11 protein-coding genes are annotated in these 14255 nt (G+C 52.1%); 4 read left to right on the top strand and 7 right to left on the bottom strand.

Features of this window, described 5'->3' with window-relative positions:
• Window positions 1-78 precede the first annotated feature (78 nt).
• The 3 genes from CRO03_RS06840 (at window position 79) to CRO03_RS06830 (ending at window position 3197) form a co-directional block, all read left to right on the top strand.
• A complete protein-coding gene (locus CRO03_RS06840; protein WP_097110860.1) occupies window positions 79-399 on the top strand; it encodes a hypothetical protein in 321 nt (106 codons plus the stop codon).
• 78 nt (window positions 400-477) lie between these two features.
• Window positions 478-1038, top strand: coding sequence for a CBS domain-containing protein (locus CRO03_RS06835; protein WP_097110859.1), 561 nt, complete (start codon window positions 478-480; stop codon window positions 1036-1038).
• An 80-nt stretch (window positions 1039-1118) separates the two neighbouring features.
• On the top strand, window positions 1119-3197 hold the full coding sequence (locus CRO03_RS06830; RefSeq protein ID WP_097110858.1) for a S9 family peptidase: 2079 nt from the start codon (window positions 1119-1121) through the stop codon (window positions 3195-3197).
• A gap of 8 nt (window positions 3198-3205) precedes the next feature.
• Here CRO03_RS06830 and CRO03_RS06825 read toward each other — a convergent pair whose 3' ends face one another.
• The 6 genes from CRO03_RS06825 to CRO03_RS06800 all read right to left on the bottom strand — a co-directional run bounded on the left by CRO03_RS06825 (window position 3206) and on the right by CRO03_RS06800 (window position 9137).
• Window positions 3206-3898, bottom strand: coding sequence for a response regulator transcription factor (locus CRO03_RS06825; RefSeq protein ID WP_245861513.1), 693 nt, complete (start codon window positions 3896-3898; stop codon window positions 3206-3208).
• The gene (locus CRO03_RS06820; protein WP_097110857.1) at window positions 3891-4964 is read right to left on the bottom strand and encodes a sensor histidine kinase; all 1074 of its coding nucleotides are present in this window, start codon (window positions 4962-4964) and stop codon (window positions 3891-3893) included. The genes CRO03_RS06825 and CRO03_RS06820 overlap by 8 nt, the downstream gene beginning before the upstream one ends.
• A gap of 27 nt (window positions 4965-4991) precedes the next feature.
• On the bottom strand, window positions 4992-6476 hold the full coding sequence (locus CRO03_RS06815; protein ID WP_097110856.1) for a TrkH family potassium uptake protein: 1485 nt from the start codon (window positions 6474-6476) through the stop codon (window positions 4992-4994).
• Between the two features lie 146 nt (window positions 6477-6622).
• Complete coding sequence (locus CRO03_RS06810) at window positions 6623-7594, bottom strand: DUF4862 family protein (protein ID WP_097110911.1); 972 nt, start codon at window positions 7592-7594, stop codon at window positions 6623-6625.
• 38 nt (window positions 7595-7632) lie between these two features.
• The gene (locus tag CRO03_RS06805) at window positions 7633-7941 is read right to left on the bottom strand and encodes a hypothetical protein (protein ID WP_097110855.1); all 309 of its coding nucleotides are present in this window, start codon (window positions 7939-7941) and stop codon (window positions 7633-7635) included.
• Window positions 7942-7955: 14 nt separating this feature from the next.
• Window positions 7956-9137, bottom strand: coding sequence for a BaiN/RdsA family NAD(P)/FAD-dependent oxidoreductase (locus CRO03_RS06800; protein ID WP_097110854.1), 1182 nt, complete (start codon window positions 9135-9137; stop codon window positions 7956-7958).
• A 443-nt stretch (window positions 9138-9580) separates the two neighbouring features.
• On the opposite strand from CRO03_RS06800, the gene CRO03_RS06795 reads away from it, so the two are divergent.
• Window positions 9581-11920 (top strand): S8 family serine peptidase, encoded by a 2340-nt coding sequence (locus CRO03_RS06795; RefSeq protein WP_097110853.1) that lies wholly within the window; start codon window positions 9581-9583, stop codon window positions 11918-11920.
• A gap of 69 nt (window positions 11921-11989) precedes the next feature.
• Here the strand turns inward: CRO03_RS06795 and CRO03_RS06790 are convergent, their stop codons facing one another.
• The gene (locus CRO03_RS06790) at window positions 11990-14221 is read right to left on the bottom strand and encodes an SEL1-like repeat protein (protein ID WP_097110852.1); all 2232 of its coding nucleotides are present in this window, start codon (window positions 14219-14221) and stop codon (window positions 11990-11992) included.
• Between the last annotated feature and the right edge of the window lie 34 nt (window positions 14222-14255).

Raw genomic sequence — 14255 nt, 5'->3', positions numbered from 1 at the left:
TTTAACGTTAACCGACTGCTAAACGTCAGCGGTTGGCAATGATGAGTTTCTGTTGATAACGGATTTAAAAGTAGCCTGATGATGCGTTGGTTTAGTGCAGTTGCCTTAATACTTTACCTGAGCCTGCTGGTAACCCCGCAGCTTGCCAGTGCTCACGCGCCGCATTTAACCCCATTAGCTGACAGCCAGCTGCAGGCAGTAAGCCCGTTAACCGGCCAGGTAAGTCTGTTCACTGAGCAAGATAGCAGTGATGACAGCGACAACAGCCTGCCACTTGCCAACAATAAGCTACCGTTGTTGCTTAGCCTTGCCTCCAGTAGTCTGCCTGCTGCCGTATTATTGCCCCAGGCCAAAGCCGCTCACCCGGTGCGCGCCCCACCATTACCTTCCTTAGCGTAAAACGTTTCCGGCATTATTGCCTTAGCAAAACTTTTTATCAGCCAGCACGGCCTCTGCATGCTGGCAGCGAGAAATACCATGAAAACATTAGCATTATTTTCTGTAGAACCGATTGATCATTTAGTTCAGCCCGGCCAGTTTGATCAGGCTAAATTAACCTCTCCGGCTTTACAGCTGGTTACTGACTTTAAACACAGTAAGCCCGATATGATCAGTGAAACCCTGCCCGCCAGTGATGTGCTGGCCGTAATGCAGCTGGAACGCTGCAAGCTGAAACTGGTGGTAGATGAGCAGGGAGAACTAAGCGGCATTATTCACCTGGAGCAATTGTCAGATCAGGCTATTATGCGCCGGGTAGCGCTGGGTGATAGCCGGCATGACATTAAAGTAGCCGATTTAATGCTGCCGCGGCAGCGGATAAAGGCTCTGGCCTGGCAGCAATTGCAAAACTGCACCATAGCGGATGTGCTCAATACCCTGCAATCGAGTGGTGAGCAACACTGTGTGGTGGTTGACCGGGAGTCACATCAGATCCGGGGCGTGATAAGCGCGCAGGATATCGCCCGCCGCCTGCACCTGCCGCTGCATATTCGGCAGGCACCGACCTTTTTACAGTTGTTTGACAGCGTCAGCGCTTAAAACCGCTAACTGGTCGCGGTATGTTTGAACCTTAACGGTGAAACAGGTAGTTTAGCCGTTAAGGTTATTTCAATGAGAGCATGCCCGTGAACCACACTTCGTCCGCCATTAAACTGTTAGCCAGCCTGCTGCTGGGCAGCGCCCTGCTGTATGCCCTACCGGCTGCTGCCAGCACTACCGATAGCCAGTACTTTGAAGCCGAAGACATTTTTGCGCTGGAGTACGCCAGCGATGTGCAGATATCGCCCGATGGCAGCAAAATTGTTTATGTCCGGGCCAGCAACGACATTATGACCGACAGCACCCGCACCAGCTTATGGCTGCTGGATGTGAAAAGCGGCCAGCAACTCCCCTTATTTGCCGATAACTTCAGTTACAGTCAGCCCCGCTGGTCGGCAGATGGCAAAAAACTGGCGTTTATCGCTAATAGCAGCGGTAGCCGGCAAATTCATCTGCATTATCTGGCCGAGAATAAAACCGCTCAGTTATCGCGGTTACCGCAAAGCCCGGCTAACCTGAGCTGGTCACCTGATGGCAAGCTGCTGGCTTTTACCATGAATGTCGCTGCCAGTGAAGCCGAGGTAAAGCAGCGGGTTAAAAAAGTGAAAAAGCCTGCCGGGGCCAAATGGTCAGAGCCGCCAGTAGTATTAGACCGGGCCCGTTACCAGGCCGATGGCCAGGGGTTTCTGAAGCCGCAATTCCGGCAGATTTTTGTACTGCCGGTCACAGGTGGTAGTGCCCGCCAGCTGACGTCGGGTGATTTTCATTATGGCAGCGATCTTACCTTCAGCCCGGATAGCCAAGCCCTGTTATTTTCGGCCAACTTAGACCCGGAGTGGGAATTTCAGCCGCGTGACAGCAACCTGTACCAGCTTGATTTAGCCAGCAACGAGCTGACCCCCCTGACCACTATGGCCGGCGATGAGTCGTCCCCGGTATTTTCGCCCGATGGCAAACAGCTGGCGTTTTTATGGCAAAGCAATGCACTGGTGCCCTACAGCAACAGCAAGCTAAAAGTACTGGCGCTTAATAACAAAAATATCAACGATATCGCAGCCGACTTTGACCGCAGCATTGCGGCAGCGAGCTGGCTGAGTAACCAAAGCTTTGTGGTGCAGTATGATGATCGGGGCCAGCGTAAACTGGCGACCTTAACCCGCAGTGGCAAACTGACTGAGTTAACGGCCAGCTTAGGTGGGGTGTCGCAGCCGCAGCCATATTTAAGCGGCAGCTACTCAGTATCAGATAACGGCGTGATCGCCTACACCCATGGCACCAGCCAGCGCCCCAGTGACGTCGCGGTATTGCAAAAAGGCAAAAGCACGGTATTAACCGCACTGAACGAAGATTTACTGGGTCATAAAAAACTGGCGCAGGTACATGAGATAAATTACCCATCTTCGTTTGATGGTGAAGAAATTCAGGGCTGGTATATGACGCCGCCGGATTTTGACCCTACTAAAAAATACCCGTTACTGCTGGAAATTCATGGCGGACCACATTTAGCCTATGGCGCACAGTGGAGCGCCGAAATGCAGCGCTATGCCAAAGAAGGTTATGTGGTGTTTTATGATAACCACCGTGGTAGTTCGTCGTACGGTGAGCGTTTTGCGTTGTTATTGCAGAATAAGTACAGCTCGCCGGAAGATTACGCCGACCATGACAGCGGGGTTAATGCCATGCTGGAGCTGGGCTTTATTGACGAGAACAACCTGTTTATCGGCGGCGGCTCGGCCGGTGGCATCGCCGCGGCTTATGCCATTGGCTTAACCAACCGCTATAAAGCGGCGGCGGTGGTTAAACCGGTAATTAACTGGTTAAGCAAGGTACTGACCGGTGACAGCTATCTGTACCAGACCTTTCATCAGTTCCCGGGCGTACCCTGGGAGCATGTCGACCATTACTGGCAGCGCTCGCCACTAAGCCTGGTAGGCAATGTGCAAACCCCGACTATTCTGATCACCGGCGAGCAGGACCGGCGCACGCCGATTTCCGAGTCAGAGCAGTTTTATCAGGCGCTGCAAATTCGCCGGGTAGACACGGCACTGGTGCGGATCCCGGGCTCGCCGCACGGTATTTCCAACACCCCCAGCCGGATGATTGAAAAAGTCGAATACATGCTGGCCTGGTTTGAGAAGTATCGTACGCCCAGCGAATAGCCAGCCAGTTATAAGCTGCTTCCCGCGTTTGCTACCTTTAACCGATAACCGACACCCGGCTCGGTTTTAAGGTAGCTGGGCGCGGCCGGGTTAGCCTCCAGCTTCTGACGTAGCTGCGCCATATGTACCCGCACATACTCCGGCCGGTCAATATAGGTTTTACCCCATACCTGACTTAAAATCTGGTTATGGGTTAATACCTTGTCAGCATTACGCATTAACAGTAATAAAATATCATATTCCGTTTTGGTCAGATGCACCGGCTGTGTATTGCGGCTGACGGTGCGGCTGACTGGATCGAGCTGGACATCACCAAAACTGAATACCTGCTGGTTACTGCTGACTTTGCGCAGATTGGCCCGAACCCGGGCCATCAGCTCAGCAGCACTGAAGGGCTTGGTAACATAATCGTTGGCACCGTTATCCAGCGCCTGCACTTTGTCATGTTCACTGTGGCGGGCAGAAATAATGATGACCGGCGTTTCGCTCCAGTTACGTAGCTGCTGCAGCCAATCCTGACCATCCATATCGGTCAGGCCTAAATCCAGTAAGATTAAATCAACCGGCTGCGTCACCAGACACTGTAATGCCTCCAGTCCGGCACTGAAACTTAATACCTGATGCTGCTGGCTCTTTAATAAGGTCGTTAAAAAGCTTTGCATTGCCGGGTCATCTTCCAGCACTAAAATGGTTTCAGCCACGGCTGCTCCTTGTTGCCACAGTTATCGACTCAGGCCAGCGTAATTGCGCCAGCATGGTCTGGTCGGCCTGGCTTTGCAAACTGAACTGGCCCCGATGCAGTTGCATTACCGCCTTGCATATCGCAGTGCCCAGTCCGGTGCCGCTGTCACGCTGGGCTTTGCTCTGATGGGCCATGGCATTGCTTACCGATAAATAGTTGTAGCCATCCGCCTGGCTGAAGTTTACCGTTACCGGTGCGGCGCCATGGCGTACCGCATTTTCCAGCATATTGGCCAGCGCTATTTCCAACAGAGTACTGTCAGCCAGGCAATGCTCAGTATTGGTCAGCTCAATCTGCATCGGCTGATTACTCAGCAGCTGCTCACGCCGGCCGATGGCGGCCGATACCACATCTGCCACGTCCAGCGTAGCAAGCTGCAATGTATGCTGTGGCTGCTGTACCCGGCTAAGCTCCATTACTTTATCAAAATGCTGGCTGAGTAAACTGCTCTGACGATAAATATTGGCGGCCTGCTCACGAATTTCTGAAGCACTTAACGCCAGCTCGTTGTCTGCCAGCATACTGGATGCCCCCATAATGGTTGCCAGCGGCGTGCGTAAGTCATGGGAAATAGAGCGTAGCAACATGGCCCGGCTATGCTCCAGTTCAGCCTGAAACCTGGCCTGACGGGTTTTACCGGCCAGCAGCTGACGCTGACGCATATGTTTTTTAGTCCGGGCCAGCTCAAGCCGCAACCTGCCTGACAAGCGACCAATAAAAATGCCCAGCAACAACATGACGATAAAGGTGATCAGATAATCGATATGATTCACATACAGGGTGTAGTAAGGCGTGACAAAAAACCAGTCGAGTAGCAGCACACTACTGACAGTAGTAATAATAGCCCAGCGCTGGCCGGTCTGCTGCGCTACCCAGGTTACCCACAGTAGTTGCAGCATAGCCACGTCAGTAGTAGTCAGCAGCGCCCGGGCCGGCAGCAGCGCCAACACTATAATCAGCGGCACGGCAATTGCTAGCAGCCACAGCTGCCAAAGGGTATAGTGTCTGGCCTGGCTCAGTTTCATGGTTTGTCTGCCTTTATCGCGCCAGCTTTAATAACGCCAGTACATTGGGGTAAATAACAATAAAACGGTTAAAATCTCCAGCCTGCCTAACAGCATACCTAAGGATAACCACCATTTAGCGCCATCGGGCAGGGTAGCGAAGTTGCCCGCCGGACCAATAATATCTCCCAGGCCGGGCCCCACATTACCTACCGCGGTTGCCGCGCCGGTTAATGCGGTAACAAAATCCAGATTATACATTGATAACACCAGGGCCAAAGCAGCAATAGTCGCAAAATAAATAAAGGCGAAGGCCAGCACAGAGCTGAGCAAGCTGTCATCGACTTTCTTGCTGCCGTATTTCTGAGTCCAGACCGCATTAGGGTGGATCAGTAAGTTAAGCTGTTTCACCAGCAAATAACCAGATAGTTGAGTTCGGAAGATTTTCAGGCCACCCGACGTGGAACCTGAGCAACCGCCACTGAATGTCAGATAAAAAAACATGACTACCGCCATACTGCCCCAGGCACTGTAGTCTTCTGAGGCATAACCACAGGTAGTAATGACTGATACGACGTTGAACACGCTGTGGGTTAAGGCTGCAAACCAGCTGCGCTGATCATGAATTATCTGATAGGCCGTCAGCATCAGCGCAGCCACCAGCACAATTTTAATAAAAGCCCGGGCTTGCGGGTCGCGCAGTAATGCCCATTTATCCCCTTTTGCCATACCGACAAACAATACAAAAGGTAAGGCTGCCAGCACCATCCACAGCGAGCTTAGCCATAGTAGCCAGGGCTTATCATTAAAGTGCCCGAATGAGGCATCATAATTGGCAAAGCCACCGGTGGCAGCGGATGTCATACCATGGGTTACGGCATCAAAGCCGGACATCCCACCAATAAAGTAGCTTAGTGCGGCAGCAACACTAATAGCCAGATAGACCAGCAAAATATAACTGGACAGACTGCTGCTGCGCGGCAGAATTTTCTCAGAAATATCGGAGCTTTCTGTTTTAAACAGTTTCATGCCACCGATTTTCAGTGCCGGTAAAATAGCGATAGCCATCACTATAATACCAATACCGCCAATCCACTGCAGAATTGCCCGCCATAGCAGCACCGCTCTGGGCATAGTATCCAGACCACTTAATACCGTGGAACCCGTGGTAGTAATAGCCGATACCGTTTCAAACCAGGCATCAGTAATGCTCAGCTGTGGCACGCTCAGGTACAAAGGGATGGCTGCAAAAAAACAAATCGACAACCAGCACAGCGTTGTCAGCAAAAACAGATAGCGTTTTTTCAGCTGTACAGCCGAGCCAGAGCGCATAACCAGCCCGGCGCCGACGCTGAACGTTATCACTGCGGCCAGTAAGAAGTTCCAGAATGAGCGGTCGTGCAAGGCAAAACTGACCACCATGGTAACAAACTGCGCCAGACTGAGGCTGAGCAGCAAATACCCTATTACCCGATAGAAGAAATGCTTGTTTTTTACTTCAGGATTGCCAACGGCAAAGGTGTAGCCAGACATCTTGCTTCACTACAATAACATTGAGTGACGTAAGCCTATCGCTATTTTGCCCGGGCAGTTGTTAAGCTTTTCTCAAGATTTAATGCCGTCTTATAAAGATTTTATAAAGATTAGCCGCCCGCTGCTGACAAGGTAACTTTGCCCGTCTAGTAATTAAAATAACGATCTAAAATCGCCAGCGTATCGCGGATAGTGCCGATACGCTGCTCAATAGTTGCACTAAGCGGCCGGATGCCAATTTTAGCGCCGAGCACCATTAACGCTGCCGGGTTATCGCAAGCGGCCAGACAATCGTGCATGGCCTGCTCGGTCATCCAGCTGCCCGGCTCGCCATGCTTTACGGTTTCGCTGTTGCGCGGTGGCTGGTGGCTGTCGCGCCAGGCGCCGTATTCGCTGTGCTGGTCCGACACACCGGAGAACATCACACCACTTAATAACCCTGCCGTTTGCGCCGCCTGAATATGCTCAACAGCACCTTCTGGCCGTCGTGTTTCAAATACCGAACGGCCCCAGTTAATGACCATGCCCAGTTGCTGTGCTGCCGGTAAATGTGAGTTTAACTGCTGCAGTACTGCCAGCTCATCATGTAATGCTAAAAAGCCTTTTGACGGTGTATGACTGGCAACATAGGCATCACAGTGCTCTATGACAATCTTCGCGCCCTGCCAGTCCCAGCTCAGCATGGTCTGAAGCGACGACGCAAGCGCTTCTTTTGATGAAGCCGCGTTATGCCGCGCCGGTGCAGTTTGTATTTGAATAGCTTGTACCGCCTGGCGGCCCAGATGGGCGTTGAGTTTGCTAATCGCCGCACAAGCCTGCTGCATAAATGCCAGCGCGGCCGCGCGGCCGGCTTCATCAACTGAGGCAATGCCAAATAACGGGTTTTTGCCCAGCGCATTCATAATGCCGGGAATGCAGGTAAACACGTGATCCCAAGCCCGGTCTACATTGGCCAAAAACCAGCTGTCATCATGTTGATGCAAGCTGCCCAGAAACGGATGTTCCAGCCCTTTGATAGTGGGCAGGGCTTTTAATTCGTTATAAAACGCCGTTTCAAGCGCAGGGTTCCAGCCGCTGTGGTTGGGTGATGCAGCATAAGCGCCAAGGTAATACTTCATAGTTTGGTTCATCCGTTTGGCAGGATTAGTCGTCAGGGCTATTCATCAGGAGCATTAAGGGTAAACACCAGATGTTTGCGCATATCTTTCAGCACTATCCCTTTTTTCAGCATTAAACCACTTAGCCGTTTTTGCCAGGTTAACAACTGCGGCAGCGCGGCCTCTAGCATAGCCTGATCAGCAAACTGCAGCCGCACCAGCAACGAGCCGGGAAAAGCTTCATACTCCAGGCTAAACCAGCACTGCAGCGTGCCCGGTAGCTCCAGCAGTGCCAGCTGTTCCAATTTAGTCACCGCGTCCAGCACCGCTGCTTGTTGTTTAAGTTGTACTTTGGAGAGTTTTTTCATTTAATTATTAAACCCTAACAATACTGGCCGGCGACCCAGCCGCTGGCCCAGGCCCACTGGAAATTATAGCCGCCGAGCCAGCCGGTGACATCGACTACTTCGCCGATAAAATACAAGCCCGGTTGCTGCTTGGCTTCCATGGTTTTCGACGATAAGCCGTCGGTATCTACCCCGCCAATGGTCACTTCGGCGGTGCGGTAGCCTTCGGTGCCATTGGGTTTAAAAATATAGCCATGCAGGCTGTCAGCAAGTTGTTTAATGCTTTTCGGATTAAGTGCTTTCAGCGGCTGATTAGTGAAAACCTTTAATTCCAGCAGTTTTTCGACTAAGCGCTTTGGTAACAACTTAGCCAGCGCGGTTTTTACTTCCTGCTCCGGATGGGCTTGTTGCTGGCTGGCCAGAAACTCGGCCACATTGGTATCAGGAGACATATTGACGATGACATTATCGCCCGGCTGCCAGTAACTGGAAATTTGTAAGATGGCCGGGCCGCTTAAGCCGCGGTGGGTAAACAGCATATCTTCCGGGAACAGCGTGCCATTAGCTTCAGCGGTAACAGGTAAAGACACGCCGCTGATCTCCTCAAACACCGCTTTGTCACTGGGTTGCCAGGTTAAGGGCACCAACGCTGCGCGCAGTGGTAGTACTTTTAAACCAAACTGTTCCGCCAGCTGAAAACCAAAGGCAGTGGCACCCAGATTGGGCAGGCTTAAGCCGCCACTGGCAATTACCAGGCTCTGGCACTGCCGGCTTAGCTCTGGCGTAGTCACGGTATATACGCCATCAGCAAAGCTGACGGTGGTGATTTGCTGTTGCATAGCAATCTGCACATTGGCCGCTTTGGCCTCGGTTAGCAGCATCTCGACGATATCTTTGGCCGAGTCACCACAGAATAACTGGCCAAGGGTTTTCTCGTGAAAGGGAATAGCATGTTTTTGCACCAGGGCGATAAAATCCCACTGGGTGTAGCGACTCAGCGCCGATTTGCAGAAATGCTTGTTTTGCGACAGGAAGTTTTCCGGGCTGCTGTAGATATTAGTGAAATTACAGCGGCCGCCGCCCGACATTAATATTTTGCGCCCCGGCCGTTTACCATTGTCCAGCAGCAAAACTTTGCGGCCACGGTTACCGGCCTCGATTGCACACATCAGGCCGGCAGCACCGGCACCCACTACTATTACATCCCACTGCTGCATGCTTTGCTGCCCGTCTGCTGAAAAGTGGCTATTGTCGACGACTGTGTTGCCAGATGCAATTAGCGGTAATTAAATAGTGACAATTAACCGGCTATGCCGAAACCACGACAATTAAAATCGCTGCGCTTATGCACTTTACTGCTAATTAATAATTATTAGTTATAAACGAGGTCACTTAATTGTCATGGATAGCAGGTCGGGCTGGCTTGCACTGTCTGGCTTGTTGCTTTTTTCGCCAAACTTAATAAAACCCTTTTCCGGAAACAAACAAAAAGACCCGTTCAGACTGTTAACAGTTGTCACCATTTCACGGATTTACACTTAGTTACACTTTGGTTAATAGTAACTTTGGTGTTATCGCAGGTTTGCGCTTTGCGTTCATCACATCCAGGAATTTATAAAAATTTATTCTGATAATTACTATAAACAATAAGAGTGTATCCATGTATAAACCTAAATTTAAACTTAGTAAGCTCGCGGTGTTATGTATACCCGCGACTGTGCTGATGTCACCAGCCACGATGGCTGATACCAATCAGGCCCGGCCCTACGCCAGTGCTGCCCCGGCCAGTGCCGCAACTGCCAGGAAAAGCAAACAGTTTGCCTCACTGGATAACCAGTCTGGCAAACGTTATATCATTAAATATAAGCAGGAAGCGTTTGGTGGCGCTGTGTTATTAAACCAGAATACAGTCACCGGCAATGCCTCACCTCAGGCAGCTTATGCGTTGCAGCAGGTCACCAGCAAACTGCAAAGCAAAGGTTTACGGGTACATCATGTATTAGCCCAGCAATCTGCCATTGCGGCTGATTTAACCGAAGCTGATCTGGTTACCTTGCAAGCCGATCCAGACGTTGATTATATTGAAGAAGATTTAAAACGTTATCCTATGGCGCAGCAAGTGCCTTTTGGTTACACCATGGTGCAGGCAAATCAGGTCAGTGATCAGTTTGCGTCTAACCAGAAAGTCTGTGTTATTGACTCTGGTTTAGACCTGCCGCATGAAGACTTCCTCAGCGGCAATATTACCGGTACTAACAATTCTGGTACCGGTAACTGGTATGACAATGGTGGTCCACATGGTACCCATGTTGCCGGCACCATAGCTGCGTTAAACAACAGTACCGGCATGGTCGGTGTATTACCTAATGGTAATGTCAAATTGCACATTATTAAGGTATTTAACGAAGAAGGTTGGGGTTACAGTTCTACTCTGGCAAATGCGGTAAACACCTGTGTCAGTAATGGCTCTACTGTTATCAATATGAGCCTGGGCGGCGGCGGTTCAAATACCACCGAAAGCAATGCGATGCAGGCGGCTTTCGACCAGGGCGTATTGTTAGTTGCCGCTGCGGGTAACGATGGCAATACCGTTATGTCGTATCCGGCATCGTATGATGCAGTAATCTCTGTTGCGGCTATTGATAGCAATAAGCAGCTTGCCGACTTTTCCCAGCGTAATACTCAGGTAGAACTGGCCGGTCCCGGCGTTGATATTCGTTCAACCTATCCTGAGGGCACGGGTCTGGAGGCTATCCTCAGTGTAGGTAGCACCGAGTACGCCAGCTCACCAATGACCAACTCGACTGACGGCGATGCCAACGCGGCGCTGGCCAGCTGCGGCCTGGGCGAAACAACCTGTAGCAACGTGGCAAACAAAATTTGTGTTATTGAACGCGGTAATGTCAGTTTTGTGCAAAAAGTGCAGTCATGTGAAGATGGCGGTGGCTTAGCGGCCGTTATTTACAATAATACCAGCGGCGATTTTGGCGGCACTCTGGGTGATAACCCTGGCACGTCGATACCTGCACTGGCGGTAACGCAGGCTGTAGGTCAGGCTCTGATGAGCCGGCTTGGTCAGACGGCTTACCTGAGCTCAGGTGCCAGCAACTATGGCCTGATGAGCGGTACCTCTATGGCATCACCCCATGTTGCCGGTGTCGCCGCGCTGCTATGGAGCCATTTCCCACAGTGCTCAAACGCACAGATCAGAAACGTGCTGGCAGTAACAGCGGAAGACCTTGGCACCGCCGGTCGTGATAACTCTTATGGCTACGGTCTGGTGCGGACAAAGGCTGCCTACGACTATATTGACCAGCAAGGCTGTGATGGCAGCGGCGGTGGCGAAGAACCTACCCCGCCAACTGGTAACGAGTTAGAAAAAGCCGTTGCTAAAACCAACTTAACCGGCGCGACCAACTCGACCAGTTACTACACCTTCACAGTACCGGCCGGCGCGACCAACCTGAGCTTTAACATGGCAGGTGGCAGTGGTGATGCTGACTTATATGTGCGCTTTGGCAGTCAGCCAACGACTTCCAATTACGATTGTCGGCCATATAAAAATGGTAATACAGAGAGCTGCAGCTTTGCCACTCCGCAAGCAGGCGTTTATCATGTCATGATCAACGCATACAGTGCCTATTCCGGCGTGTCACTGGTGGCTGACTACACTGCGCCGGCTGGCGGCGGTGCTACTGGCGGTGGCGGTACTCAGGAAAACCTCAGTGCCACCAGAAATAACTGGCTGCACTATACCATTACGGTACCAGCGGGTATGGCGTCGTTAACGGTTAACAGTTCTGGCGGCACCGGTGATGCGGATTTATATGTGCGCCGTGGCAGCCAGCCTACCACCACCAGTTATGACTGCCGGCCATATAAAACCGGCAACAATGAAAGCTGTAGTTTCAGCAACCCTCAGGCGGCTACTTACCATATCAGCCTGCGTGCCTACAGCAGCTTCAGTGGTGTAAAGCTGGTTGTTGAATATAAGCCTTAAACGTTAGCTATGCAGGAAATACTAAGGGCGCCGTTGGCGCCCTTTGCTATTTCATTGAGAACGAAGCAATTATGGATTAAGTAACCGGTGCAGTTGCGCTTTGGCCAACGGCTCATCCTGCGCTGCTGCCAGCTGGTAATAATCACGGGCTTTTATCAGATCACGACCAACCCCTCGACCATTTTCGTACATCCAGCCCAGATTATACTGGGCAGTGGCGTAGCCTTGCTCTGCGGCCTGACTAAACAGTTCTACCGCTTTCTTATCATCCGCTTTTACCAGCCGGCCATTTTTATAAAACATCCCCAATGCTGTGAGCGCTCTGGGTACTCTGGCATCCAACGATCGTTGATACAGCTCTAAAGCACGGGCTTCGTTCTGTGGTACGCCATAGCCTTTTTCATAGAGCCAGCCCAAATGCGCCAAAGCCCGGCTATGCTGCTGATCAGCGGCCAGCTGATACCAGTAAACCGCCTGCTGGTCGTTTTGCTTTACCCCGCGGCCGGTTTCAAACCGCAGCCCCATATTAAACTGAGCATCGGCATCGCCGGTTTCTGCCACCTTCTGATACCAGTATACGGCCTGCTGCTCGTCCTGCGGCACGCCACGACCATTGGCATACATAAAACCCAGGTTATACATGGCGAATACTTCGCCCTGAGTTGCTGCCTGTTGATACCAGCTGACAGCAGCGGCATCATCCTGCGCCGTGCCGGTGCCGTTGGCCAGACGCAGCGCTGCGGTATACTGGGCTATTGCCAGACCTTGCTTCGCGGCAGCCTCAAACCACTTAAATGCCTGAGCATCGTCAACTGCAACGCCGGTGCCATTGGCGTAACATAAGCCCAGCTGGTACTGGGCATTAGCCGACCCCTGGCTGGCAGCCAGCTCAAATAGCGCCACTGCCCGGCTTAAGTCTTCCTGCCGGCTACTGCCTTGCTGCAGCAACATACCAAGATAGTAGCTGGCATCGCCATCCTGCTGGGCAGCGGCCTGCTCCAGCCACTCTTTGGCGCGGGTAGTATTGGCGCGAATGCCGCGCCCCTGCAAATAACTGGCGCCCACTTCACGCTGAGCTTCAGCTAAGCCCTGCTCTGCCGCTTTTAAAAATAATTTAAAGGCCGTGTCATCGTTCTTACTGACGCCTTTGCCATCACGGTATAATAAACCTAGTTGATACGCCGCCCGGGTATGATTCTGGGCCGATGCCTGTTGCAACCAGCGCGCCGCCTGCGCCATATCAACGGCGGTGCCGCGACCGTCGCTATAGCGGTTGGCCACAATAAACTGGGCATCGACATCGCCTTGCGTAGCCGCTTTTTCAAACCAGTTAAGCGCCGCGCGCTCATCCTGGCTTACCCCGCGACCGTTTGCATACATATAACCAAGATTATACTGGGCGAGGACATATTGCTGGTCAGCGGCCTGGTTATACCAGTACACCGCCTGGGCATCGTCTTTGCTGACCCCGCGGCCATTAGCAAATAACGTCGCCAGGTGGTACTGGGCTGCAGCCATCCCCTGCTCTGCTGCTGCGACAAACCAGTTGGCGGCTTCAGTAAAATCGACCGCTACGCCATGACCATTGGCGTAAAGCGCCGCCAGATTAAACTGGGCATCCCGGTGACCATTCTGTGCCAGTGGCAGCCACTGCGCCAATGCTTCACTGTAATTTTCACGGTTAAAAGCCCGCATCCCGGTATCGAAATCGGCTGAACCAACATCAACCGAGCTGACACTGCTGGTTGCCACCGCTGTGTCAGCACTGGATTTCTCCGCGCTGCGCTCAGCAGCAATATTTTCATCGCTCTGACTTTGCTTGCTGGCTTGTGCTGCCGCCAGTGCCGCAGCCGGATTGCTGGTGCCGAGTGTTAATTCAGAGGTGTTACTGACCTGCGCCGGGCTCTTTGTAGCAGCAGGTGCTGCAACCTGCTGTGGTGCAGGCTCTGACGCTACAGCGGCGGCTGTTTGCTCAGCCTTAAGCTGTTCAGCACCGCGCTCGATATCCCGACGGGCTGCTGACAGCTCAGCAAAATCGGTGCTGTTTGATGCTGCCTGCTCCAGCCAATAAGACGCCTGCAGCGGGTCTTGTTCTACCCCCTGGCCCAGAGAATACGCTTTTGCCAGTTCAAACTGCGCAGCGGTAACCCCTTCCATCGCCAGGTTCTGCCAAAGCTCTACCGCTTTAGTGTACCTGCCTTCCTGAAAAGCGGTTTTCGCTTCCGCCATTATTTCGGTATTATCTGCTGCTGCCACCAAACTGACTGCGAGCAATGCTGTTGTTATTATATTTAGCCGCATAGATGCCCCTCCGCTGCCTTAGTTATACCAAAGT

Origin of the sequence: Arsukibacterium tuosuense (genome assembly GCF_900215315.1) — a bacterium.
In the GTDB taxonomy this organism is placed as follows: Bacteria; Pseudomonadota; Gammaproteobacteria; order Enterobacterales; family Alteromonadaceae; genus Alishewanella; species Alishewanella tuosuense.
This window is presented reverse-complemented; position numbering and strand designations above follow the sequence as displayed.

What these genes read in the sequence shown, in the direction of transcription:
- CRO03_RS06790 (WP_097110852.1), bottom strand. Translation starts at nt 14,221, where the DNA reads ATGCGGCTAAATATAATAACAACAGCATTGCTCGCAGTCAGTTTGGTG.
- CRO03_RS06830 (WP_097110858.1), top strand. Translation starts at nt 1,119, where the DNA reads ATGCCCGTGAACCACACTTCGTCCGCCATTAAACTGTTAGCCAGCCTG.
- CRO03_RS06795 (WP_097110853.1), top strand. Translation starts at nt 9,581, where the DNA reads ATGTATAAACCTAAATTTAAACTTAGTAAGCTCGCGGTGTTATGTATA.
- CRO03_RS06810 (WP_097110911.1), bottom strand. Translation starts at nt 7,594, where the DNA reads ATGAAGTATTACCTTGGCGCTTATGCTGCATCACCCAACCACAGCGGC.
- CRO03_RS06815 (WP_097110856.1), bottom strand. Translation starts at nt 6,476, where the DNA reads ATGTCTGGCTACACCTTTGCCGTTGGCAATCCTGAAGTAAAAAACAAG.
- CRO03_RS06840 (WP_097110860.1), top strand. Translation starts at nt 79, where the DNA reads ATGATGCGTTGGTTTAGTGCAGTTGCCTTAATACTTTACCTGAGCCTG.
- CRO03_RS06820 (WP_097110857.1), bottom strand. Translation starts at nt 4,964, where the DNA reads ATGAAACTGAGCCAGGCCAGACACTATACCCTTTGGCAGCTGTGGCTG.
- CRO03_RS06835 (WP_097110859.1), top strand. Translation starts at nt 478, where the DNA reads ATGAAAACATTAGCATTATTTTCTGTAGAACCGATTGATCATTTAGTT.
- CRO03_RS06800 (WP_097110854.1), bottom strand. Translation starts at nt 9,137, where the DNA reads ATGCAGCAGTGGGATGTAATAGTAGTGGGTGCCGGTGCTGCCGGCCTG.
- CRO03_RS06805 (WP_097110855.1), bottom strand. Translation starts at nt 7,941, where the DNA reads ATGAAAAAACTCTCCAAAGTACAACTTAAACAACAAGCAGCGGTGCTG.